Below are 24,705 nucleotides of genomic sequence, written 5' to 3' on the forward strand. Positions count from 1 at the left end.
TCCCTTTTCCTGTCCTTCACTGCTGGAAATGTCATGCAGCAATCAATGCGATGCCGCGTTTCTTGAGGTCGAGCGTCACATCCGTGGCAGCGGGCAGCCCTTCCGTCATGTCGTGATCGACGATGAAAAGCGTTCCGACAGCCGTTTCCACCTCATATTCGACATGCCCGCCGAGATAGGCCGAATGGAGAATGCGACCGGGAATGCCCGGCCCGCCAGACGCGCCGATGCGGATCGATCCCGGCCGGACGGCGAGCTTGGCGCTGCCGGGACGCGCATGACGGCTTGCTACCCGATGATCGACACCGGCGACCCGCACCAGCGCCTCCTCTCCCTCCTGACCAACGACTTCGCACGCGATGACATTCGCCTCTCCCATGAAGTCGGCAATGAAGGCGGAGGCGGGAAATTCGTACAGGTCGCGTGGCGCGCCGGCCTGGGCAATCGCACCGTCCTTCATCACGATGATCCGGTCGGAAACGGCCAGCGCCTCATCCTGGTCATGCGTTACATAGACGGCCGTGAAGCCCAGCCTCTGCTGGAGATCGCGGATTTCGGTACGCACGCGCCGACGCAGGCGCGCATCGAGATTCGACAGCGGTTCATCGAGCAGCAGAACCTGCGGCTCCAGAACCAGCGCCCGGGCAACCGCCACGCGCTGCTGCTGGCCACCGGACAGTTCGGCCGGAAGGCGATGTCCCATGCCGGCGAGGCCGACAAGTTTCAGCCCCTCCTCCGCCTTCTCGCGCGCCTCGGCCTTGCGAAGGCCGGAGGACTGCAGCCCGTAAGCCACGTTGTCCAGCGCGCTCATGTGCGGAAACAGCGCGTAGGACTGGAAGACCATCGAGACATCACGCTCATTGGCGGGCAGCATGGTGACGTCCTTGCCGCCGATCAGAATCCGGCCGGAGGTCGGATGTTCCAGGCCGGCCAGCATGCGCAGCGTGGTCGTCTTGCCGCAGCCGGAAGGGCCAAGCAGCGTGACCAGCGTGCCGGGCTCGATGGTGAGCGAGAGATCGGGGATGGCGGTGAAGGCACCGAAGGTCTTGCTGACATTTTCAAAGACGACGGAACCCGGCTTGACGTTGATCATGCGGTTTTCTCCTGAGCAAGGGGAATGGAAGGCGTGTCCTTCAGGCCCGCCACGCGGTTCTCGCGGCGCAGGCGACGCTCGCCGACGAGAAGCTGGAAGCCGCCGATCACGGCCATCATGACGACGATGAGCATGGAGGAATAGGCGATCGCCACACCGTATTCCCCGTTCTCCACGAGGCCGACGATGTAGGACGTTGCCATGTTGTACTGGGCGCTGACGAGGAAGATGACGGCGCTGATGGAGGTGATCGCCCGCACGAAGGAATAGACGAGCGCGGCGCGGATGGCCGGGCGCAGCAGCGGCAGGACGATCAGGCGAATGGTCCGGAAGCTGTTGGCCCTCAGCGTCAGCGACGCCTCATCGAGACTCTTGTCAAGCTGGCTCATGGCTGCAATGCCGCCTCGCACACCGACCGGCATGTTGCGGAAGACGAAGCAGGCAATGAGGATGAGCGCCGAGCCCGTCATTTCCAGCGGCGGCAGGTTGAACGCCATGATGTAGCTGACGCCGATGACCGTGCCGGGAATGGCAAAGCTCATCATCAGGGCAAATTCGAACAGGTTGCGCCCCGCAAACTTCTGCCGGACGATGATGTAGGCGGTCAGCAGGCCGACGGCGGCCGTCAGCGGCGCGGAGATCAGGGCGATCTCCATGGTCGTCCAGAAGGAATTCCAGGCCACGCCGGTCCAGGCGATCGAGCCATTGTGCATCCCGACAGAAAAGGCGCGGACGTAATGCTCAACGGTCAGGCTATTGTCGAGACCCCAGGTCTTCACGAAGCCGCCGACGAGGATCATGCCGTAGATGACGACCGTGAATGCCATCCACGGGATCACGATGGCATGCACCGCGACAGAAAGCGAACGCGGCAGGGCTATGTGGGCGCCGCTATCCCCCTTGCCCGTCACCGTGGCAAAATTCTTGCCCGACAGCCAGAAGCGCTGCGCGAGAAAGGCCGTCAGGGTGAAGCAGAGCAGCACGATGGCCAGAACTGCCGCCCGCGACGGATCGTTCTGCGAGCCGACCACGGAGAAGAAGATTTCGGTCGACAGGACGCCATGGCTGCCCCCCAGCACCAGAGGATTGCCGAAGTCCGCCATGCTTTCGATGAAACCGATGAGGAAGGCATTGGCAAGGCCGGGCTTCATCAGCGGCAGGGACACCCGCCAGAAGGTGCGCCAGCGGTCGGCGCGAAGCGTCTGCGACGCCTCCTCCATCGAGGGACTGACCCCTTCCACGACACCGATCAGCACCAGAAAGGAGATCGGTGTGAAGGACAGCACCTGTGCAATCCAGATTCCCGTCATGCCGTAGAGCCAGCGGCCCGGTTCGACGCCGAACAGGTTGGAAATCACTTCGGTGACGACACCCGCCCGCCCGAACAGAAGCGTCAGTGCAAGCCCGATGACGAAGGGCGGCGTGATGATGGGCAGCACCGTCAGAAGGCGAAGCCCCTTCTTGAAGGGGAAACGGGTGCGCGTGGCGACGAGCGCGAAAGCAAGACCAAGCAGCGTGGAGCCGCTCGCCGTCATGAGGGCGAGGAAAAAGGTTCGCCAGGCGACACCGCATCGGCCGGCGCCGATCACGCAGTCGAGGCTCCAGATCGAGGGATCGCGCAGATTGCGCAAAAGGCCTGTGGGATTGAAGGAGCCATCAATATCCTGCACCGCCGCGACCATCATGCTGCCGATCGGATAGAAGACGAAAACGCCGACAAGGAAGATCAGCAGCGAGATGCACGAGACGATGAAGGCGTCGCCCTTCATGAAGCCGCGCTCGGCAAGACCGAAGGCAAGCATCAGCACAAAGACGGTGGCAAGCGTGACCGCTCCTGCCCCCATCGAGGGCTGACCGTCCGAAAGTTGTCCGAACAGCCGTTCCGTGATGCCCCACGTCCAGCCGGTAAAGCCGATGGCAAGACCCTGCAGCGTGAGGTAACCGAGACCGAGGGAGCCTGCGACAACAAGAATTGTGCCCCGCTGCCTCGGCCGATCGACCAGACGGGCGGCCAGGCCGACGAGGAAAAAGACGAGGGCTCCCAGAAGCCAGGGGTGGCCATGGAACATGATCTGCAGAACGGCCGGTGCCGCCTGCGACGAAAAGGGAAAGCCGGAAAGCCAGCCAAGGCCGAAGAAGCCGCTGTCGATGCGGTACCAGGGCAGCAGGATCAGGGCCGCAGCGCCCAGCGCCAGGACAATGTCCAGCCTGCGATTGCCATGTCTCATGGTCAACCTCACGTTCGAAATCAGGAAAAAGCGGGCCGGACACGGTCGCCAGGGTGGTCCGGCCCGATGCGCATCAGTTGGCCTTGGCGCCGATTTCCTTGTCCCAGCGCTCCAAAAGCGCCTTGCGCTTGTCCGGATCGCCATAGGTCTTGAAATCATAGTTGATCAGCTTGATGTCCTCGAAGCGCGGCGCTTCCTTCGGGATTTCCGCCTTCTTGTTGGACGGCAGCTGGAAGGACTTGGCCTCCTTCATGCGCGACTGCACATCCGCCTGCAGGGCCCAGTCGTACCAGATCTTCGCATTCTCGAGATTGCGGGCTCCCTTGACGATGGACATGGAACCGATCTCGTAGCCGGTGCCTTCGCACGGCGCGATCGACTTGACCGGGAAGCCTTCTGCCGTCTGGGCCACGGCATCATGCATGAAGACGATGCCGAGGGCCGTTTCCCCGCGGGCAGCCGCCTTGACCGGCGCCGAGCCGGATTTGGTATACTGGGAGACGTTGACGTTCAGCTGCTTCAGATAGTCGAAAGCCTTGTCTTCGCCCATGATCTGGATGAGCGAGGCAAGCGCGGTATAGGCCGTACCGGAAGAATTGGGGTTGGCGATCTGGATTTCGCCCTTGAGTTCCGGTGCCAGCAGATCGGCCCAGCACTTCGGTTCCTTGTAGCCCTTCTTCTTGAAAATCTCGGTATTGTAGCCCCAGCCGAGCGCGCCGGCGTAGACGCCAACCGTCTTGTAACCGGCACTTTCGGCCTGGCTCTTGGCCCAGTCCTGCAGCTCGTCCAGCATCTTCGACTTGTATTCGAGGGTCAGATTTTCGCTGGCGGCCTGAAGATGCGGATCGCCCGTTCCCGCCCACCACACATCCGTCTTCGGATTGCGGGCCTCGGCTCGGATCTTGGCATAGGCCTCGCCGGACGACATCCGCACCATGTTGACCTTGATGTCGTGCGTCTTTTCGAAGTCGCCCTTCATCTGTTCGCAGATGACCACATCCGCCGCGCAGATCAGGTTGAGTTCGCCGGCCGCATGTGCCGGCAGGGCAGAAAGCGCCGTTCCGGCGAACAGCAGGGTGGAAAGTAGTGTCAGTCGCATGATTTTCCTCCGTTTGAATGCGTCTGAAGACAGATGAAAGGCAAACTCCTCGCTCTGCGGGACCGGCCTGCCGGCCGCCGCCTTGCTGCAAGGAGAGGGGATGATGGGAGCGCTATTGGCTGGGTGGGTGCACGTCCGCGTCGAAGCGCGCAAGAAGGCGACTTCGCTCGGCAGGCGACCCGAAGGTCGCAAAATCGTAATCGACCATCTTGATGAGAGAAAGGTCCGGTGCGCCAGCAGGCAGGCTCGCCCTGGCATTGGACGGAACCTGGTTCTGTCCTGCCTGGAAGCCCGTCGCCTGACCTTCAGGGCTGAGTGCGAAGTCGACGAAACGCTGCGCCTCCTGCAGCCGCGACGTGCCGCGAATGATGCTGACGGCGCCGATCTCGTAACCGGTCCCCTCGCAGGGCGCGACGATCACCAGCGGCGCGCCGGCCTGTTTCTGGGTCACGGCGTCATGCATGAAGGAAATGCCGATCAGCGCATCCCCCCGTGCCGCAGCCTTCACCGGAGCAGCGCCCGCCTTGGTATATTCCGCGACGTTGCGGTCAAGTGCCTTCATGTAGGCAAAGGCCTCATCCTCGCCGAACAGCTGGACCAGCGTTGCAAGCATGGTAAAGGCCGTTCCGGAAGAGGTCGGATTACCGGCAAGGATCCGGCCGCGATAGGATGGGCTGGTGAGATCCTTCCAGCAGTTCGGAGCCGATACATTCTGCTTGCCGAGAAGCTCCGAATTGTAGGCGAAGCCCAGCGCTCCCGCATAGATGCCGGCAGCCCTGCCGCCTGAGAGGGCAAAGAAGTTCTGCGCCCAGGGCAACAGGTCGGTTTCACGCGTCGAGGTGTAGGCCTGAAGAAGATCTTCCGATGCTGCCTGAAGATGGGTATCGCCGGTGCCGCCCCACCAGACATCCACCGCAGGGGCATCCTTTTCGGCGCGGATCTGGTCGAGGATCTCGCCCGTGCTCTTGCGCACCATGTTGATGCGGGTGGCGGTGCGCGCTTCATAAGCCTGCTGCATCGTCATGCACCAGGCCTCATCCACGCCACACAGAATGTTCAGCCTGTCGCCGGCAAAGCAGGATGCTGCACCAAGCAGCCAAACGGCAATCCCTGCGCACAAAGCGGCGCCAGCCCTCACGTCAACCTCCACCTGGAACCTCCCCGTTCCATTCCTGAGCTGAAGGATGTCAGATCACGCGGTTTGCGCAACCGCCGGAATGGTTACCGATCTTTCAACGGTAAGCGAATGCAAACGAATAATGTTACGAATATTACGATCGTGACAGTTGGCTTCATCATCCAGGTTTTGAAGTTTGCACTCCGCTTGCCTATGATCGCCCCCGGGAGGACTGCAACGTGTTGAATCAGAAGGTCAGGATCCTGATCGTCGAGGACGATCCGGACATGGCGGAGTTGATCTCCGATCTCGTGGAGGCGGAAGGCTGGATGCCGTCCTGTGCATCCTCTGCCGAGGAGGCCGAGCAGATGCTGGCGCGGGAACGGGTGCATCTCATTCTCGTCGATCACAATCTGCCCGGCATTTCCGGGCGCACCTTTGCCCAGCGCCTGCGCGCAGGCAGCCACGCGTCCATCGGCATTGTCATGGTCACCGCGGCAGGGAGTGCAACGGAGAGGGTTCTGGGACTGGAAACGGCAGCGGATGATTACGTCGTCAAGCCGTTCGAGCCCATTGAACTGACCGCGCGCATCAAGGCCGTGCTGCGCCGGACAATCCCCTCCTTCCGGGTGGAGAAGGAGAGCGACCGGGAGCATGAGGCAAATGCGCTGCGTCTCGGCGATTGGGCGGTGGATCTGGCAGCGCGGCGCGCGATCTGCCTTGCCGACCGCAGCCGGACGCTGACCTCTGCGGAATTTGCGCTTCTCGAAATCCTTGCGGAAACGCCCAACCGCCCCGTCAGCCGCGCGCACATCCTCGACCGGCTCGGCGCCGAAACGGACAGGTTCATCGATCGCAACGTCGATGTGCTGGTGCTGCGGCTGCGCCGCAAGATCGAGCGCAATCCCGACCTGCCGCAGCACATTCAGACACGGCGCGGCAAGGGCTATGTCCTGCATACCGACGATGCCGAGATGCAGCCGTGATCAGCCGGCATTTCCTGTCATCGATCGCGTTCCGCCTGCCCTTTGCCCTTGCCTTCATCTGTACCTGCGTCGTCATCCTTTCGGCGGTGGCGATCTACGGGCTGCAGAAAGCCCGGGTGGAAATGGCAACCTACAGCGTGGAAGCGCTTTCCAGTCTGGCCCGGGCCTCGCTTGTGTCGCGGCAGGTCTCCGACCTCGTCTCCAGCGCGCCCTTTCTGATGAACGCCACCTCCCCCTATCGCGTCTCCAGCGAAAGCCGATCGGTGGTGGCCCAGGTGGACAGTCTGCTCGTCTCCATGATGCCGGTCGGCGGGGAAGCGCCGGCCGGCGGCATCGCGACGGACGAGATCGTCAGCCTGCTCAGGACAATCCGCAGGCAGACATTGACGCTGGCAGCCCATGCCGACGCCGCACAGAGCCACAAGGCCGCCGCAGCGGCGGCACTCGGCGAGATCGCGACGGGCAGCCGCGTCGCCGATGCACGGCTGCGCGAGCGCCTGAATGTCATCGTGCAATCGGTCTCCAATGCGGCAAGCCTGTTCCAGCTGGGGGAACTGCAGCGACGCTACGTGGCCGAAACGGCAGCTTTTGGCCAATCCGACAGGACCGGTCCCACGCTGTCACAGGCCGAGCTTCATCCCTACGAGCGGGTTTTCCAGGCACAGACGCAGTATCTCCTGGAGATGTTTACCATCCGCAGCGCCGTCGCACAGCTGCATTCGGTATCCCGGGATCTGTCCCACGCCACCGAAACCCAGAGCGAGGCGGCAGCCCTGCGCCTGAACGACCGCCTTTCCTCTGCCTCCGATGCGCTCAGCCGTCTTCTGGCCATGGTGGCGCTTGCCTCGCTTCTGGTGCTGGTTCTCTCGATCATCTCGATCCGGTCGGTGATGCGCGTCTCCCGCGGCATCACCGCCTTGTCGAACGGCATGAATGCGCTGACGAGAGGCGAGCAGAATGCCGGCCTGCCGGTCTATGCCGGAACCGAAACGGAACTCGTTCACCTGTCCGACGCGTTTCGCGCCTTCAAGGAAAGCGTCGATCGCGTGTCGCGGCTCCGGCGGACAGCCGAGGCGGCGGCGCGCACCATCCGGTCCACCTTCAGGACCATGAACGAGGGCATAGCCCTGTTCGACGCCAGAGGCAGACCGATCACCATGAACCGGCGCATGATCGAACTGATGGGGCGCACAGGGTCGTCGCGCAAGCTGCCGCTGCGCCGCTTCGTGGAAACAGCACCCGCGATCGAGCCTCATCTGCTGCCATCCGGCGATGATGCGGGAACGCTGACGGAGCGGGTGAGCATCCGCCACCGTACCCGGGATCAGGAGATCATCGAGGTTTCCGTGTCGCGCCAGCCGGATGGCGGCATCGTGCTTCTCGCGCGGGATGTGACAGCGCTTGACCGTCAGGAGGCTGAAGCCGCCAAGGCACAGCGTCTGGATGGCATCATGCGGATGACCCATCAACTAAGCCACGAGGTCGGCAACATGATCGGCATCATCACCGGCAGTCTCGGCCTTCTCGAGCGCGAGGGCGGCTTTACCGAACGTCAGAGACGCCACATCACCCGCATCCGCAAGGCAGCAGACAGGGGCAGCGCGCTCGCAGGCAGCATGCTGTCGATCGGCAGCCAACAGGCGATCCACGCTACCTTGATAGACGTTGGCAGCGTGCTGCGCGGCATGGTGGATATCCTGGAAATTGCCGTGGGGGCAAAGAGCACGATCCGGCTTGATCTCTCCGGCACGCTGCCACCCGTCGCCCTTGATCCCTCGCTCTTCGAACAGTCCATCCTCAACCTTTGCCTCAACGCCGCAGCGGCCATGCCGGATGGCGGCTCTATCACCCTGTCGGCCAACCAGCAGGACCATGTGCTGATCGTTGCCGTCAGCGATACCGGCACTGGCATGAGCCAGGAGATCGCCGACAAGGCTTTCGAACCCTACTTCACCACCCGCGGCAACGAGGGCGGCGCTGGGCTCGGCCTCGCCATGGTCTACGGATTCGTGCGCCAGAGCGGCGGGGACGTGGACCTCAGCTCGCAACCAGACAAGGGCACGACAGTCAGATTGAAGTTTCCACTGGGGTCATAGAGGTGCCGTTCGTTTCGATGGCTATCGCCGGTCGAGGCGGTCTGCCCGCTCAAGTTCAGACCCAACAGTGGTGATCTATGCCATCCGGCGCTGGCCAACCTGATCCAAGCCAACGCGCGGATCGCCGCCGTCACCGTGGTCAGACACGAAACGAAAACCTTTTCGGAAGAATACCGCCCAGTCGCCCCCGCAAGACCATGTGACATGGCGATGCCCCCAGAACACCTCCAAAACATCCATTTTTGGTACGACCAATTTTGAAATATAAAACGGAACAATCACAAAATGCTGAAAACAATACAGTGCAGTTGTGCAGAACTTTAAAATTTGGTACGACCAAAACAGAGGACCACCATGCCAACGCTCGCAGAACAGCTCGAAGCCTTCATTGTCCGCAGCCATCTCGCCCCCGGAGCCCGACTGCCGCCGGAGCGGACACTTGCCGCGGATCTGGGCGTGTCCCGCTCGCGTCTGCGTGAGACAATCCAGCAGCTCGTCAGCCGCGGTCTGATCGTCAGCCGCCGCGGTGGTGGCAATTTCATCGCGGAACCGGCGGCCGATCTGGCTCTCGACCAGGCACTGAAACCGCTGCAGCCTCTGGCCGAAAGCGAGGCCGGCTACTGGCGCGACATTCTGGAAATCCGCCAGTCGCTGGAAACCGATGCCGCCTATTACGCGGCGCTGCGTGCCGGCCAGCAGGACAAGGAAAGGCTGACGGCCGCCCTCGATGCCGTCTGCGCGGCTTCAGACGACGCGGCCGTGCAATCCCGGGCAGACGCCGCCTTTCATCTGGCCATCGCCGAGGCCTCCCACAATCTGGTTCTCAGACAGGTGATGTCCGGCCTGTTCAACCTGCTGAAGGTCAGCATCGCCGAGAGCCTGACGAAACTGCATCAGCTGCCGGATACGGTGGAAGCGCTGAACGCGCAGCATCGGTCCATCGTCGAGGCCATTCTTGCCGGACGGGCGGAGGAGGCGCGCCATGCAGCAGCGCTGCATCTCTCCTTCGTCGAGGACAGGCTGCGTCACATCGAAGAAGAAGCGGCCCGCCTGCGACGGGCCACGGCCTTGCGCCACACGATCCCCCAGGAGGACACGTCGCCATGATCATCTCGTCGTCGACCGATTACCGGGAAGCCGCCCGCCGTCGATTGCCGCCATTCCTGTTCCACTATATTGACGGCGGCGCCTATGCCGAGCATACGATGCGCCGCAATTCGGAAGACCTCTCCGATCTGGCGCTGCGCCAGCGGGTTCTGAAAAGTGTTGGCGAGGTGGACATTTCGACCACCTTCTTTGATGAAGCGGTCTCCATGCCGGTCGCGCTGGCACCGGTGGGACTGACCGGCATGTATGCGCGTCGCGGCGAGGTCCAGGCAGCACGCGCGGCGGCCAAGAAGGGCATTCCGCTCACCCTCTCCACCGTATCCGTCTGTCCCATTGAAGAAGTGCAGCAGAGCGTTGCCCGGCCGATCTGGTTCCAGCTCTACGTGCTGCGCGACCGCGGCTTCATGAAGAACGTGCTGGAGCGCGCCTGGGCAGCCGGAATCCGCAAGCTGGTCTTCACCGTCGACATGCCGGTGCCAGGTGCCCGCTACCGCGATGCCCATTCCGGCATGTCAGGGCCCAATGCGCCGCTGCGGCGCATCCTGCAGGCGGTGACGCATCCCGCCTGGGCGGTGGATGTCGGCCTGCTCGGCAAGCCGCACGATCTCGGCAATGTGTCTGCCTATCGCAAGCAGAAGACCAATCTCTCGGACTATGTCGGCTGGCTCGGCCAGAATTTCGACCCTTCCATCGGCTGGAAGGATCTGGAATGGATCCGTGACTTCTGGAAGGGGCCGATGATCATCAAGGGCATTCTCGATCCCGAGGATGCGCGGGATGCGGTCCGCTTCGGCGCCAATGGCATCGTCGTCTCCAACCACGGCGGACGCCAGCTGGACGGCGTGCTCTCCTCGGCGAGAGCATTGCCGGCGATTGCCGAGGTCGTGAAGGGCGACATGACGATCTTCGCCGATTCCGGCATCCGCTCCGGTCTCGATGTCGTTCGCATGCTGGCGCAGGGTGCCGATGGCGTGCTGATCGGTCGCGCCTTCGTCTATGCGCTTGCGGCAGCCGGCGGCGCCGGCGTGGAAAACCTGCTGGATCTGTTTGCCAAGGAAATGCGGGTGGCGATGACGCTGACCGGCGCCCGCAGCATATCGGAAATCTCCGCAGACAGCCTGGTGCGCGCCGCCTGAGGCAGCGCTGCACGCTCTCGATCGTCTCATGACCCGCGCGGGTGGCACGGCCGCCCGCGCTTTGCGTTGCGGCTTGTCAGAAGCCCTTTGAAAAACATGACACATCGTTCCCCGCACGTCCGGATCGATCGGGACACGCAGGGATCAGGCCACGATACGGCAGTGACGACATCACCGTTCACGCAAGCCGTCGTGCAGATGTTCCATCAGGGGGGCGAGAAGGAAATCCATGAGGCGCCGCTTGCCGGTGAGGATTTCGGCCTTGACGGACATGCCGGGCTGTATCGATGCGGTGTGATCGCCATCGGTCAGGGAGGCGCCGGGGTCAAGCACGACACGGACCGAGTAGCGCAGGCGCTCGCCCGCCTCCACGGCATCCGCGCTGTCCGCACCGCGCTCGGCTCCTTGCGGGGTTGCGCCGGGCAAGGGGCTGCCCACTTCGGCATCGCGATCGATGGAGACAACGGTGCCTTTCAGCAGGCCGAAACGGGTGAAGGGATAGGCATCCACCTTGATCTCGACCTTCTGTCCCGGTGAAACGAAACCCACATCGCGGTTGCTGACCTGAGCCTCGATTTCAACGGAGGCATCGATCGGGGCAATCGACAGCAGCTGCGCCGCCGGGGTGAGAACACCCCCGACCGCAAAGACATGCATCTGCTGCACCTGCCCGTCGATGGGAGCACGCAACGTGAGCAGCGCGATCCGGCGCTCGGCCTTGGCCAGCGCCTCATCAGCGGCAACGGCACGCTGCCGGGCGCTGGCGAGATCGGCGCTCGCCGTATTGGCAATTTCGGCCCCGGCGGCGATCAACTGCTGGCGCAAGCCCGTGATGGCGGCATCCACCGACACGAGCCGGGCTTCGTCGGCCTGTCGTTCGCCCCGGGCCTCGACCACCGCCTGCAGGCTTGACAGCGCCTGATACTGCGGCAGGAAGCCGCCTTGCGCCGTCTTGGACACGATTTCGTTGCGCTTCTCGATCAGCGGCAGGGTCGCATCCAGCTTCAGGATCGTCTGGCGAAGCGACTCGCGCTCGGCGAGCTTCTCGGCAATCGCCTGCTCGATGCCGGCGATCCTTGCATTGCGAGCCACCACCTGCGTCCGCAGCTGTTCCTCGGCGCGTCTGACCTCATCGATCGGCGCATCCGGAACCGATTGGAAGGAAGCCGTCTCCTTCCCTGCCAGAAAGGCATCAAGCCGCACGATGTCCAGCCTTGCCTGCGCCCCGTCCCGCCTTGCCCTGTCGAGTTCGGCCACTGCGGTCGTCTTGTCGAGTTCGATGAGCGGCGCGCCGGCGCGGACCACATCGCCAGGCTTGACGCGAATGGCGGCAACCGTCGACGTCTCGAAGGCCTGCACGACCTGTGTGCGCACGGGTGTCACAAATTTTCCGGGCGCGACCGCAACGATATCGACGCGACCGAAATAGGCCCAGGCAATGGCACAGAGTGTGGCCACTCCAATCGCGACGATGAGAAGGCGCCCCAGTGGATTGGGCGGCGTTTCCATCACCTCCAGGGCTGCCGGAAGGAAGCTTCGCTCGGGGGCATGAGAAAAAAGTGCCATGATCGATACTCCCGATTATCGAAGGCCGGCCTGAAGGCGGAACAGGCTCGAATAGCGCCCGTCTCCCGCCACCAGCGTCTCATGGGTTCCGTCCTCGACGACACAGCCCTCCTCAATGGTGAGGATACGGTCGGCACGGCGAACGGTGGAGAGACGGTGAGCGATGATGAGGACCGTGCGCCCCTTGCAGATCGCGCTCATATTGGCCTGGATGGCGGCCTCGGATTCCGAATCCAGCGCCGAGGTCGCCTCGTCGAAAATGAGGATGCGCGGGTTTCCGGCGAGCGCCCGCGCAATAGCAATGCGCTGGCGCTGCCCGCCGGACATCGAGACGCCACGCTCGCCGACCTTGGTGTCATAGCCAAGCGGCATCTGGGCGATGAAGTCGTGCGCGCCGGCCATGCGGGCAGCCTCCATCACGCGCTCCAGCGACATCGTCGGATCTGCCAGCGCGATGTTCTCGCGGATCGTGCGATTGAAGAGGATATTGTCCTGCAGCACCACCCCGATCTGACGGCGCAGCACGGCCGGATCCAGCAGGCTGATGTCAATGTCATCGATCAGGATGCGGCCGCTCTCCGGCTGATAGAGACGCTGGACCAGCTTTGCGAGCGTGCTCTTGCCCGATCCGGAGGGGCCGACGATCCCGACGACCTGACCAGCCCGGACCCTGAGATCGAGCCCGCGGACCACGGCGCGCCCTCCCGGCGCATAGCGGAACGTCACGTCCTCGAAGCGGATATCGCCGTCAATCCTCTGAATGGAGACGGCGGTTGCGCCCTGCGGTTCCACCGGCGTATTGAGGATGTCACCGAGGCGATCGACGGACAGGCGAACCTGATGGAAATCCTGCCAGACCTGAACAAGCCGCAGGATCGGACCGCTGACCTGTCCGGCCAGCATGTTGAACGCCACAAGTTCGCCGACGGTCATCCTGTTTGCGATGACCAGGCCGGCCCCTATGTACAGGATGAGCGCCGTCAGACCCTTGTTGAGCAGGTTGGCAACCTGTGATGCGCCGTTGCCCAGCTGTGCCGCCGAGAAGCTGGCGGAGACATAGGAAGACAGCTGCTCTTCCCACCGGTTCTGGATATGCGGTTCCACCGCCATGGCCTTGATGGTCTCGATGCCGGTGATGCTTTCGACGAGGAAAGCCTGGTTTTCCGCGCCGCGCCTGAACTTCTCGTCCAGCCGCTTGCGGAAAGCCGGCGTGGCCGACAGGGAGAGAAGCGCATAGAGCGGCAGGCTTGCGGTGACGATCCAGGCAAGCGTCGATGAATAGAGGAACATCACCCCGATGAAGATCGTCCCGAACAGCAGATCCAGCACGAGCGTCATCGACGTCGACGTCATGAACTGGCGGATCGTTTCGAGCTCACGCACCCGGGCAACACTGTCGCCGACGCGACGCGCCTCGAAATAGGAAAGCGGCAGTCGAACCAGATGCTTGAAGAGACGCGAGCCCAGCTCGACATCCATCCTGTTGCTGGTATGGGCAAAGAGCCAGGTCCGCAATCCGGACAGCACCGCATCGAAGAGGGCAATCAGTGCCAGGCCACAGACCATCACGGTCAGGGTTTCATATCCACGGTGGACAAGGACCTTGTCGATGACCGTCTGGAAGATCAGAGGCGTTGCGAGCGCGAACAGCTGCAGCACGAAGGAGGCAAAGAAGACTTCTCCGAGAATAAACCGGTACTTCGCAGCCGCCGACAGGAACCAGCCGAGGTTGAACTGCCGCGCCAGATCGGACACGGGCGCACGCTTGGCCAGCAGGATGAACTGACCGGACGTCCGTTCCATCAGCTCGGCAACGGGGACCAGCCGCGGGGCAGCAGAATCGATGAACTGCACGAGAACCTGTCCGTCGACATATTTGCCGGCTACGGCAAAGCTGCCGTCGATCAGGCAAAGGATGGCAGGAAAAGGCACCCGTTCCAGGCGTCTTGCGGTCATGACGACGCGCCTGGCCTTGACGGGAAACCCCTTCGCACTGCGCAGGACGTCCGTGACATCGAAGGGGCCGGCCTTGCCGGCGTCCCGCCACAGCCGCAATGGGTCCGTGACAATGCCGTTCAGGTGAAGAACAAGCGCCAAAGCCCATGCACCGCTATCGGGCAGTTCAGTCGTCATCGTCAGTATAAGCCCCGTTGTGCCGGGGAGCTTAGGACGGCGCCTTTGCGAAGCCGTTAAACAACGGAAATTTCGGATAATTCAGTTAAAGCTTTATGGATGTGGAGTGGTGATGCCGACTGCCGCGCGAGGAAGGGGCCGCACTGACGCCCCGAGGGACCCGGCAGGCACCCGCCCGCTTGCGCAACAAACAGGCCAGCTACAATTTTTGGGGTAGCCGCTAGAATTTTAGCCTTCTCTGTAAAAGCGCATCAAGAGCTGCATGTCACGGTCTCGCCCAACGAGCAACTCCGACGAGGAAAGAGGGTGGCATGCTGGAACTGATGGACGACATGGCATTGGCATTGTCGGCAGCTCGCAAGAAGGCCGGCGGCACGACCGCCTGGGCTGACGATCCGAGCTCCTCGCTTCCGTTCGGATCCGAGCATCTCTTTGCCGCGCAGGCCAACGCCTTTGCGGCTGCGATCGTATCGGTCCAGCCATCGACATCTGCAATTGCGCCGCGGCAGACTGGCACAAGCAGCGCGTCCACGGCATTGTCGTCCGCAACCGGATCGCGGGGCTCCTCGCCTGAGGGTTACGCTCATCCGGTCTCGGCGCTTGTCTCTTCCATCCCGACACTGGCGACCGTGGCGGTTGCCACCAGGACGCCTGTTGCCGTTGTCGCAGCGACAACCCCGAGCAAGCCATCGACGACCGCCAGCTTCCTGCCGACCTGGGTGTCGAAGGTGACAACCTCCTCGATTGCAAGAGACCTGACCGCCGCCTTCTCGACGGGGACCGTGAGCGGAACCGGGCTGGCAACCATGCTGACCAATCTGGCGTCCACGCTGACGACCACGAAATCCAACCTGACGTCGCAGCAGTTCGCCGATCTCAAGACCATCGCAACCAATCTCTCCGCAACCGCCACGACGTCCTCCTACCTCAGCTATGTGTTCGGCGCTCTGGTCAACGGCCACAGCGCGAACGCGACCTGGACGGGTGGTGCGGCATCATCGGTAAAGCTTGGAAATCTCGCCATCGGCTCAACAGCGACGCAGATATCGAGACTGACCGGCAAATGGCTGCTGGGCACGGACACACCGAGTTCATCCGTCAAGGTCTCAAACACGACGATGACCATCAGCTACTCGATCGTCTCGAAGCCGCTGTTTGCTGATTCTGGTCCCGCCATGACGGACATCAACCAGGGCGCGTTGGGCGACTGCTACTTTCTGTCCAGTTGCGCTTCCATCGCCAACCAGAATGCAGCCCTCTTGAAGTCGATGTTCACCGACAACGGAAACGGCACCTACGGCGTTCGCTTCTATTCCAACGGCAAGCCGCAATATGTCACGGTGAACACGCAGCTGGCCAATGGCGGCTACAAGTTCGACTATTCCAGCTCCAGCCTGTGGGGCCAGCTGGCGGAAAAGGCCTGGGCACAGTTCCAGACCGGCGGCGTATCGACCGGCAACACCTCGGTGAACTACGGAAATTCCTATTCCACCATCGGCAATGGCGGCTATGTGGCCAATGCACTTGCCGCCCTCACCGGTGCCAGCACCATTACCGAATATTACGGCAACGGCTCGAGCTGGGCGGCCTACACCCGCAATGCGTCACTGGCCTATACGGGGGTCAAGACCGGGCTTTCGACCGCAAGCATACAGACCTCTCTGATCGCCGCGCTCAATGCCGGTTATGATGTCGTGCTGTCGTCCTACACGAACGCCAAGGATGCCCAGAACAAGACCACGCTGGTCGCCAGCCATGCCATGACCATCTATGGCTTCAACAGCGCGACCAACATGTTCAAGATCTACAATCCCTGGGGCACAGGCGGAGCCTCGCAGTCCTGGCGGACGACCTTCGAGGTCAGCCTTTCGACACTGCTGGCCGCAAAGGATGTAATCACCGTGGACAATGTCAGCGCGGCAACCTCGTCTATTGCATCGGCTGCGACGAAGCTGACGAGCTCGATTGCCGGCCTTACCTCGTCGGATTCGGCGACATCGGTTCTCGCAAGCCTGTCCTCCACAAGCCCGAGGATCGAACTCGCGACGGCTGCATGAAGTCCGGGCCGGCCCAGGCGAAAGCGATGGTGAGAGATGTCGAACGGCTCTTTTGTCGTCGGCATCTGTCGTCGGCATCCCTCCTCAGGCAACCGTTCCAGCGGATGGGCCTGTTCGTGATGGCCTGCCCCAACCAGCATTCCCGGGCGCGACGCACGGATACGCGCGCGGGCTCTACCGGATCGCTGGGGTTGTGTTGCCTTCAACGAGACTGAGCGGTGCACGCCAGAACGAAGGTGACGCTTTCCGGCCAACAAGATCCAGGAGCGCCCTTGCCGCGATTTCCCCGATGGCCGTGCGTGGAACATCGACCGTGGTCAGCCTTGTGCGCACGGTGTTGGCTATCGAGGTGCCGTTGAATCCGATCACCGACACGCCTTCGGGAACCTGAACGCCAACCTCATGCAGATAGGATAGTCCGCCCAGCGCCATTGCATCATTGAGGAAATGGATCGCCTGGATATCGGGGTGCTCGGCCAGCAACTGTTCGGCCAGAACGCGCCCGCTGACAGCCTGCCGCGGCATGCTTTCCGAGTTCCGGGTGACCAGCGTTATGCCCTCCTCCGCGAGGCGGGCGCGCAAGGCCAGATAGCGGCGCTTTGCACAAAGGTCTTTTTCCAGTTCCGTGCCGATATAGGCGATGCGGGAAACGCCTTGCGCGAGGAAACGTTCAGCCACCATCCGTCCAGCCTCCTCATGCGAGGGGCCGGCGGCAAAATCGAGATCGTTCTCCTCGCAGTCCCAGAGCTGGATGGCGGGACAGGCACGCTTTCGCAGCAGTTCACCGCCCTCGGGATTTCGCACCATTCCTCCGTTCAGCAGCAATCCCGCCGGCTGGAAGGAGAGCATGGTACGCATCAGCTCCATTTCAGTCTCGGGTTCGAAGTGGGATTCGCCTATGAAGGTCTGTAATCCCTGCGTCTTCAGCACGCTGTTGACGCCGCTCAGCACCTCCGAAAACACCACATCCGCCATGGAGGGAATGATGACGGCAACCAGCCTGCTCCTGCGGGAACTCAGCGACTGAGCCAGGCTGTTGGGTACGTAGCCAAGCTCGCGCGCCGCGTTCAGCACCTTGTTGCGTGTCGTGGCCGAGATGTTGCCGACGTTTCGCATTACCTTCGAAACCGTCATCTGGCTGACACCGGCAAGGCCGGCGACATCACGGATCGTGATGACGTTTTTCGACGGGGGCTCAGCCATTGCGCACATCCTCTTGAATCATTCTTGACGGCATGAATTGTTATCGATACCATTCAATTAGGTTAACGATAACCTATGCTGCGGGAGGCAGCAAGCTCGGGATGAAGACGCCTTGGGAGGGGCGGCAAGCATCGGCGCCACCATCGGCGCGCATTGTCCGATCCCCCCTGCCAGACACAGACCCGGAGCTTGTCCTGCGATGCAGGCCGGCGGGAACGCCGGAGCAAACGAAACGACAAAGTGGAGGAATGCGATGAGACTCGGAAAATGCATGCGGGCGGCGATCGCCGCGGTTGCCATGGGTGTTGCGGCGCTGGCAACGGCAGGACAGGCAGAGGCGGTAACGCTCAACGACATCATCTCGCGCGGCAAGGTTCGCATCGGTGTTCTGACCGGCGCGCCGCCGATGGGCATGGTCGATGAAAAGGGCAATCCCACAGGTTACGATGTCGATGTCGCAAACCTGCTCGGCAGCTATCTGTCGCTTCCCGTGGAACTGGTGCCGCTGACGCCGCCGGCCCGGATTCCTGCTCTGCAGACCGGCAAGGTGGATTTCCTGGTCGCGACCCTCGCCCCGACCGGCGAGCGCGCCAAGACCGTGATGTTCACCCAACCCTACAGCGCCTTCAACATGGACATCATCTCGGGACCGGGCGCCACCTTCACCAAGCTCGCCGACCTGCAGGGCAAACGTGTGGCCGTCAATCGCGGCTCCTCCCAGGAAACGGCTCTCCGCAAGGCGGCGGTGCCGGGCCTTCAGATCGTCGTTTTCGAGGACGATTCCACCAGTGCGCAGGCGGTGATCGCAGGCCAGGCCGATGCCGTCGCCCTGCCCTCCACGGTTGGCGAAGCCATCATCAAGCAGCGGCCGGACGCACAGCTGCATGTGGGCTTCACCTTCTTCCAGCAAGGCAATTCCATGGCCACCAAGCTCGATGACTTCGAACTGCGCCAGTGGCTCAACACCTCGATCTACCTGATGAAGATCTCCGGCGATCTCGACCGGATCGCCACCAAATGGACGGGCCGCCCGATGCCGGTTCTGCCGACATTCTGACAATGATGACCGCAGGCCGGCCGAGCACACCGCGAGTGTTGCCGGCAGGCCTGCCCATCCGGCGGGGTCCGTGACATGTCCTATACGTTTCAATTCGGCGCGCTGCTACCCTACAAGGCCGATATTCTGGCCGGCATCTGGCTGACGCTGAAGCTCTCCTTCATTTCCATCCTCCTCGGCGGACTGGCGGGCGCCGTGCTGGCATCGCTGCGCTCGACCTCGGGGCGCGCTGTGCGGCTCGTGATCGACGCCTATGTCGAGATCATCCGCAACACGCCCTTCCTCGTCCAATTGTTCATCGTCTACTTCGGCCTGCCCGGTCTCGGCTTTCGCGTCGGGGCTGATACGGCGGCACTCATCGGGATGACGATCAATCTGACCGCCTACTCCACCGAGATCATTCGCGCGGGCATCGAGGCCATTCACAAATCGCAGATCGAAGCCGGCGAAGCGCTGGGCTTTACCCGCTTCCAGATCCTGCGGCACGTGATCATCGTGCCGGCAGTCGGCAAGGTCTATCCGGCACTCTGCAGCCAGTTCGTGCTGATGATGCTCGCATCGAGCATCTGCTCGGCGATATCGACGCCGGAACTCGCAGCCGCCGCCGCCTTCGTGGAATCGCAGACCTACCGTTCCTTCGAGGTCTACATCCTCGTCACGCTCATCTACTTGACGCTGGCGCTCGTCCTGCGCGGCGCACTCGCGCTGCTGGGGCTCTGGCTGTTCGGACGCCGCGCCGTCCGCCGCCCGCTCGCTGCCATGCCGGAGGTTTCCGCATGACCCTTCGTACATTCGGCTTCAGTGAATTCGGATTTCTGCTGCAGGCCCTGCAATGGACCGTGCTTCTGACCGTGATTGCGCTCATCTTTGGTGGAGCACTGGGTTTCGTCGTCGCGCTGGCACGAACCTCCCGGTCGAATGCGCTTCGCCTGGCCGCAGCAACCTATATCCAGCTGATCCAGGGCATTCCGGTGCTGATGATCCTGTTTCTGTCCTATTACGGGCTGAGCCTTGCCGGCTTCGAGTTGCCGCCGCTTTTTGCCGCCGGCGCATCGATGGCGATCTACGCCTCCGGCTATCTTGCCGAGATCTGGCGCGGCTGCATCCAGGCCGTTCCGAAGCAGCAGTGGGAGGCGTCAGAATCCCTCGCCCTGTCACCGCTGCAGCAGTACCGGTATGTGATCCTGCCACAGGCGATCCGCATCTCGCTGCCGCCCACCGTCGGCTTTGCCGTGCAGGTGGTCAAGAACACCTCGGTCACCTCGATCATCGGATTTGTCGAACTGGCGCGGGCGGGCACGCTGATCAACAACGCCACGTTCCAGCCTTTCCGGGTCTTCGTGGCCGTCGCCATCCTTTATTTCGTGGTTTGCTATCCATTGTCCCAGCTGTCACGCGTGCTGGAGAAGAGGCTTCATGTCGGAAGTAGTCGTTGAAAATGTCCACAAGAGCTTCGGCGCGCTCGAAGTTCTCAAGGGTGTATCGCTCACGGTCGGGCGTGGAGAGGTCTTTGCCCTGATCGGTCGCTCCGGTTCCGGCAAAAGCACGCTGCTGCGCTGCATGAACGGACTGGAAAAGATCAATTCCGGCCGCATCGAGATCGCCGGCCATGTTCTGGGCGGCGATGCGAAGGCCCTGCGCAGCCTGCGCACCGATGTCGGCATCGTATTCCAGAGCTACAATCTGTTTCCTCACCTGAGCGTCGGGGAGAACATCATGCTGGCGCCCCGCATCGTGAAGGGCGTGCCGCGGGCTGAAGCGCTGGGCATCGCCCGCGAAGTGCTGCAACTGGTCGGGCTTTCGGAGAAGATCGACGCCTATCCCGACCAATTGTCCGGCGGCCAGCAACAGCGTGTCGCCATTGCCCGCTCGCTGGCGATGCGTCCGAAGGTGATGCTGTTCGACGAGGTGACCTCAGCGCTTGATCCGGAACTGACCGAGGAAGTGCTGCTGGTGATGGAGCGGCTGGCGCGCGACGGCATGACCATGATCCTCGTCACCCACGAAATGGGCTTTGCCCGGCGGGTGGCGACACAGACCATCTTCATGCACAAGGGAACGATCTGGGAAGCCGGACCATCCGGCCCGCTGTTTGCCGATCCCCGCACGCCCGAGCTTCGCCAGTTCGTCAAGGCGGACGTCAAGTAGCCTTCGCTCTCTGGCGCGGGTGTGATTGTTCACATCCGCCTGGCTTGGTTTCGTTTTGCGCGAGAACCTTGGCGCAAACAGTGCCGGAACAGTTCCATCCCTCAATCAAAAACATGACTTAAATAATCATTCTTTTGATTGATCATTGTGTAGCAAACATCAAGGGAGCGCCGTGCACATCTGGAATTGGACGAGTGGCCTCTGGCCTTGCCCTCACGCCGTGCCTTGCGGGTCCGACGGCCGGACGTGCGGAGGAGGACAAGGCCCGGACCTTTACAGATTGAGCGCGGTGTCGCGGTTCAGGTTCCCGCCCATCCGCAGCGCACTGCGTCGATCTCCTTCTTTGCGACCGATCTTTCGTTTGCGGTCGGCGTGAAGCCGGTTGCAACAACCTATATGGTGGCCAACCGCTATCCGGATTGTCTGCCAGGTCAGGGCAGCGTGCCGCCCCGGCATCGCCGGAGAGCGCGATGCCGGATGAGCGGTCGAGCGACGGCATGCAGGACGGGGCAGACCCCGGTTGCCGGATCGGAGAGGCAAGAGGATGGAGGATGCATGCTGACATTGCGGCAGATCGAGGTCATCCGGGCAATCATGGTTACCGGCAGCATTGCCGGGGCGGCGCGGCTGCTCAATGTTTCGGCCCCGGGCATCAGCCGGCTGATGAAGTATTCGGAGGATTCGCTCGGCGTGCGGCTGTTCGATCGCCGATCCGGTCGCTATGTGCCAACATCGGAAGCGCGCAACATTTTCGATCTCCTGGATACGGTGCATCGCAAGCTGGAAGACCTGCAGTCGGCGATTGCCGATCTCGGAACCGGGAAGAGCCAGGAATTGCGCATTGCCGCCGTGCCCAGCATTGCCAATGTCATGGTGCCGCGCGCGATTGCGCAGGTGCGCCGGCGCTATCCGGATGTCGCGCTCGACGTGAACATCCTCAAGATCGAGGAGGCCATCGATTATCTGCTGCTCGGTCGCGGCGAACTGGTGGCGATCTCGTCCCGCTTCGACCATCCGCTCATCGAGTTCGAGCCGCTGGCCAGCGGCACGCTCTTGTGCATCGTGCCGGAAGACAGCCCGCTCGCCGCCCGCGAGACGATTACGCCGCAGGAGATGGCGCATCACCCGCTGATCGGCATCAACCCCAGGGATCCCTATGGCGCGATCATGGCCGCCATGTTCACCACGGCGGGCATAGATTATCGCATGACGGTGAAGGCCCGTTTCGGCACAACCGTCTGCAGCCTCGTCGCCGCCGGTCTCGGCATCGCCATCATCGACGAGTTCACCGTCGCACATAACGTCGTCAGGGGATTGAAGACGCTGAGAATCGATGCCGATTCCATCTTCAACACCTATATCGCCTATCGCCGCGACCTCCCGCTATCGGTCTATGCCGAGTTCTTTCGCGATTGCCTGCGACACGAGATGGACAGCGTCAGCTCCCTGAAAAAGCCCGGCCGACGCCGGAGCGGAGACACGCGCAAACCGTAACATCATGTTATGGATCAGCGCAGATTTGGTATGCGATCTTTGCACCGAAAGACGCTAGCTTGACGAATATCCAGTTTCTTCCCGCCAAGCGCCCGATCACGATGCAACCGCAGACCGCCCCCGACCAGACATCGACTGGCATCACCGTGAACGGAGAGACGCGTCTCTTTCCGGTGCTGGGCGACCCCGTTGATCAGGTACGTTCGCCGGAGGTGGTGAGCCGCATTCTCGCCGAACGCGGGTCGAACGCGATTGTGGTGCCCATGCATGTGAAACCCGCAGACCTTGCTTCGGTGTTTTCGGCCTTTCTCCGGATTTGCAATCTCGGCGGCATGCTGATCACCGTTCCGCACAAGCAGGCGTCGCGTGACCTGTGCGCCGACTGCAGCGACCGGGCGCGCTTTGTCTCCTCCGTCAATGTCGTGCGCCGCACCGCAAACGGCTGGTATGGCGACAATACCGATGGCATCGGCTTTCTCGACGCGATCGCGGCGAAGGGGTTTGACGTGACACGCAAGCGGGTGCTGCTGGCAGGCCTTGGCGGCGCCGGCGCGGCCATCGCTCTCGAGTTTCTTCTCCGCGGCGTCGGCCTGCTTGCCCTGCACGACATCGATACGATCCGCCGCGACAGCCTTTGCGATCGACTTGAGGCACGCTTTCCCGGCCGGGTTGCGACTGGCGGTGCAGACCCCCGCGGCTTCGATCTGCTGGCCAATGCCACACCGCTCGGAATGCGGCCAGATGACCCCTATCCATTTGATGTCGAAGGCTTCCGATCCGGTCAGTTTGTGGCTTGCGTCGTCACCAAGCCGGAAATATCACCGCTGATACTGGAAGCCAGACGGCGGGGATGTGACACCGTAACAGGTATTGACATGTTCGACGCGCAGGCCGCAAGGCTTGCCGGGTTTCTGGAGCGACGCAACCTTGATGAGAGGGAGCGTCAGATCATGCGTCTCTGACGGCAAGGAATGATCCGGGTGGCGTGGAGGAGACGGCGCCGAAAGCCCGGTCTGAAACAGAGGGAGGACTTCATATGCTTCGCAAGACCTTATGGATTGCCACAACGGCGCTGCTTTCTGCATTGGGGACCGCGCATGCCGCAGATACGGTAAAGCTCGGCATGGTGGCCGAACTGTCCGGCGCCGGGGCGCCGGCCGGCACGAACTGGCGCGACGGCATCAAGATCGCCGCCGAGGAAATCAACGCCGAAGGCGGCATTCTCGGCAAGAAGGTCCAGATCGACGAATACGACACGCAGACCGATCCGCAGGTTTCGCGCGCGCTCGTACAGAAGGCGATCGACGGCGGCGCCTATGTCATTCTCGGTACGATCTATTCCGGCTCCACGATGGTCAACATGCTGGTCGCCCAGCAGAACAGCATGCCGCAATTCGTCGGCTCGGAATCGCCTGCCGTCGTGCAGAAGGGCAATCCCTTCGTGTTCCGCACCTCCTCCGGCGCGCAGAAGGGCGTTCCGGCGCTCACCGCCTATTTCAAGGACACGCTGAAGGCCAAGACTGTCGGCGTTGCCTGGGTCAACAACGAGTTCGGCAAGGGAGGCCACACCGTATTCCTGAAGGAGATGGAAAAGGCCGGCATCAAGGTGATTGCCGACGTTCCCTCCGAACAGGCGCAGACCGATTATGCCGCCGACGTTGCCAAGCTGAAGCAGGCCGCTCCGGATGCCGTCTTCGTTTACATGAACCAGGAGGAATCCGCCCGCTTCCTCATCGAGGCCAAGAAGCAGTCGCTCGCCATGCCGCTCGTCGGCGAGGTGACGCTGACGGAAGCCAAGGTGATCGAGCTTGCCGCCGGTTCGGCCGAAGGCGCCATCGCCCATGTGGGCCTGACCGCGACGGCAACCGACGTGCCGGGTATCGCAGCCTTCGCCACCAAGTTCGAAGCAACCTTCAAGCGCAAGCCGACCCATGATGCGATCAAGGGTTATATCGGCGCCTGGACCACGAAATATGTCACCGAGATGGTCGGCAAGTTCGATGGCGAGGCCTTCTCCACCAGGATGCACGGCCTGTGCCTGAAGGTGGCCGACCATCCGAAGATCCTGATGGACACCTGCTGGGACGATACCGGCGAAATGTCGCGTCCGAGCTTCATGGTTCAGGTCAAGAACGGCACGCCTGTCGTGATCGGACAGGTGCCCGCCAACTGATCCCCGTCACGG

Annotated in this window: 19 protein-coding genes; 12 read left to right on the plus strand and 7 right to left on the minus strand. The window is 62.4% G+C overall.

Annotated features, from left to right (window positions below):
- Window positions 1-31: 31 nt before the first annotated feature.
- The 4 genes from FNA46_RS04845 to FNA46_RS04860 form a co-directional block, all read right to left on the minus strand.
- Window positions 32-1,093: an ABC transporter ATP-binding protein gene (locus FNA46_RS04845; protein ID WP_142881205.1), complete on the minus strand. Its 1,062-nt coding sequence runs from the start codon at window positions 1,091-1,093 to the stop codon at window positions 32-34.
- Window positions 1,090-3,321: an ABC transporter permease gene (locus tag FNA46_RS04850; RefSeq protein ID WP_142881206.1), complete on the minus strand. Its 2,232-nt coding sequence runs from the start codon at window positions 3,319-3,321 to the stop codon at window positions 1,090-1,092. The genes FNA46_RS04845 and FNA46_RS04850 overlap by 4 nt, the downstream gene beginning before the upstream one ends.
- A 73-nt stretch (window positions 3,322-3,394) precedes the next feature.
- A complete protein-coding gene (locus FNA46_RS04855) occupies window positions 3,395-4,420 on the minus strand; it encodes an ABC transporter substrate-binding protein (RefSeq protein WP_142881207.1) in 1,026 nt (341 codons plus the stop codon).
- Between the two features lie 112 nt (window positions 4,421-4,532).
- Window positions 4,533-5,528 (minus strand): ABC transporter substrate-binding protein, encoded by a 996-nt coding sequence (locus tag FNA46_RS04860; RefSeq protein ID WP_185969739.1) that lies wholly within the window; start codon window positions 5,526-5,528, stop codon window positions 4,533-4,535.
- A gap of 248 nt (window positions 5,529-5,776) precedes the next feature.
- Here FNA46_RS04860 and FNA46_RS04865 point away from each other — a divergent pair, with 248 nt between their 5' ends.
- The 4 genes from FNA46_RS04865 (at window position 5,777) to lldD (ending at window position 10,862) form a co-directional block, all read left to right on the plus strand.
- Window positions 5,777-6,523 (plus strand): response regulator transcription factor, encoded by a 747-nt coding sequence (locus FNA46_RS04865; RefSeq protein WP_142881209.1) that lies wholly within the window; start codon window positions 5,777-5,779, stop codon window positions 6,521-6,523.
- Complete coding sequence (locus FNA46_RS04870) at window positions 6,520-8,619, plus strand: two-component system sensor histidine kinase NtrB (RefSeq protein ID WP_142881210.1); 2,100 nt, start codon at window positions 6,520-6,522, stop codon at window positions 8,617-8,619. The genes FNA46_RS04865 and FNA46_RS04870 overlap by 4 nt, the downstream gene beginning before the upstream one ends.
- Window positions 8,620-8,973: 354 nt before the next feature.
- A complete protein-coding gene (locus tag FNA46_RS04875) occupies window positions 8,974-9,726 on the plus strand; it encodes an FCD domain-containing protein (protein WP_142881211.1) in 753 nt (250 codons plus the stop codon).
- Window positions 9,723-10,862 (plus strand): FMN-dependent L-lactate dehydrogenase LldD, encoded by a 1,140-nt coding sequence (lldD, locus tag FNA46_RS04880; RefSeq protein WP_142881212.1) that lies wholly within the window; start codon window positions 9,723-9,725, stop codon window positions 10,860-10,862. Before FNA46_RS04875 ends, lldD begins: the two co-directional genes overlap by 4 nt.
- 171 nt (window positions 10,863-11,033) lie before the next feature.
- Here the strand turns inward: lldD and FNA46_RS04885 are convergent, their stop codons facing one another.
- Window positions 11,034-12,428: an HlyD family type I secretion periplasmic adaptor subunit gene (locus FNA46_RS04885; protein ID WP_142881213.1), complete on the minus strand. Its 1,395-nt coding sequence runs from the start codon at window positions 12,426-12,428 to the stop codon at window positions 11,034-11,036.
- A 15-nt stretch (window positions 12,429-12,443) separates the two neighbouring features.
- Complete coding sequence (locus tag FNA46_RS04890) at window positions 12,444-14,561, minus strand: type I secretion system permease/ATPase (protein WP_142881214.1); 2,118 nt, start codon at window positions 14,559-14,561, stop codon at window positions 12,444-12,446.
- A 311-nt stretch (window positions 14,562-14,872) separates the two neighbouring features.
- On the opposite strand from FNA46_RS04890, the gene FNA46_RS04895 reads away from it, so the two are divergent.
- On the plus strand, window positions 14,873-16,618 hold the full coding sequence (locus FNA46_RS04895) for a C2 family cysteine protease (protein ID WP_142881215.1): 1,746 nt from the start codon (window positions 14,873-14,875) through the stop codon (window positions 16,616-16,618).
- Window positions 16,619-16,792: 174 nt separating this feature from the next.
- Here FNA46_RS04895 and FNA46_RS04900 read toward each other — a convergent pair whose 3' ends face one another.
- On the minus strand, window positions 16,793-17,821 hold the full coding sequence (locus tag FNA46_RS04900) for a LacI family DNA-binding transcriptional regulator (protein WP_142881216.1): 1,029 nt from the start codon (window positions 17,819-17,821) through the stop codon (window positions 16,793-16,795).
- A 271-nt stretch (window positions 17,822-18,092) separates the two neighbouring features.
- On the opposite strand from FNA46_RS04900, the gene FNA46_RS04905 reads away from it, so the two are divergent.
- The 7 genes from FNA46_RS04905 (at window position 18,093) to FNA46_RS04935 (ending at window position 24,693) form a co-directional block, all read left to right on the plus strand.
- Entirely contained in the window at window positions 18,093-18,878 is a 786-nt protein-coding gene (locus FNA46_RS04905; protein ID WP_425468670.1) for a transporter substrate-binding domain-containing protein, read from the plus strand.
- Window positions 18,879-18,953: 75 nt separating this feature from the next.
- Window positions 18,954-19,658, plus strand: a complete 705-nt coding sequence (locus tag FNA46_RS04910) for an amino acid ABC transporter permease (protein WP_142881218.1) — start codon at window positions 18,954-18,956, stop codon at window positions 19,656-19,658.
- Window positions 19,655-20,314 carry an amino acid ABC transporter permease gene (locus FNA46_RS04915; protein WP_142881219.1) on the plus strand — a complete coding sequence of 220 codons (660 nt, stop codon included), beginning with the start codon at window positions 19,655-19,657 and terminating at the stop codon, window positions 20,312-20,314. Before FNA46_RS04910 ends, FNA46_RS04915 begins: the two co-directional genes overlap by 4 nt.
- Window positions 20,295-21,026 (plus strand): amino acid ABC transporter ATP-binding protein, encoded by a 732-nt coding sequence (locus FNA46_RS04920; RefSeq protein ID WP_142881220.1) that lies wholly within the window; start codon window positions 20,295-20,297, stop codon window positions 21,024-21,026. Before FNA46_RS04915 ends, FNA46_RS04920 begins: the two co-directional genes overlap by 20 nt.
- 555 nt (window positions 21,027-21,581) lie before the next feature.
- Window positions 21,582-22,520, plus strand: a complete 939-nt coding sequence (locus tag FNA46_RS04925; protein ID WP_142881221.1) for a LysR family transcriptional regulator — start codon at window positions 21,582-21,584, stop codon at window positions 22,518-22,520.
- Window positions 22,439-23,482, plus strand: coding sequence for a shikimate dehydrogenase family protein (locus FNA46_RS04930; protein WP_246102851.1), 1,044 nt, complete (start codon window positions 22,439-22,441; stop codon window positions 23,480-23,482). Before FNA46_RS04925 ends, FNA46_RS04930 begins: the two co-directional genes overlap by 82 nt.
- 74 nt (window positions 23,483-23,556) lie before the next feature.
- Complete coding sequence (locus FNA46_RS04935; protein WP_142881222.1) at window positions 23,557-24,693, plus strand: ABC transporter substrate-binding protein; 1,137 nt, start codon at window positions 23,557-23,559, stop codon at window positions 24,691-24,693.
- Window positions 24,694-24,705 lie beyond the last annotated feature (12 nt).

It is taken from the genome of Affinirhizobium straminoryzae (assembly GCF_007004135.1).
Classification (GTDB): Bacteria; Pseudomonadota; Alphaproteobacteria; order Rhizobiales; family Rhizobiaceae; genus Neorhizobium; species Neorhizobium straminoryzae.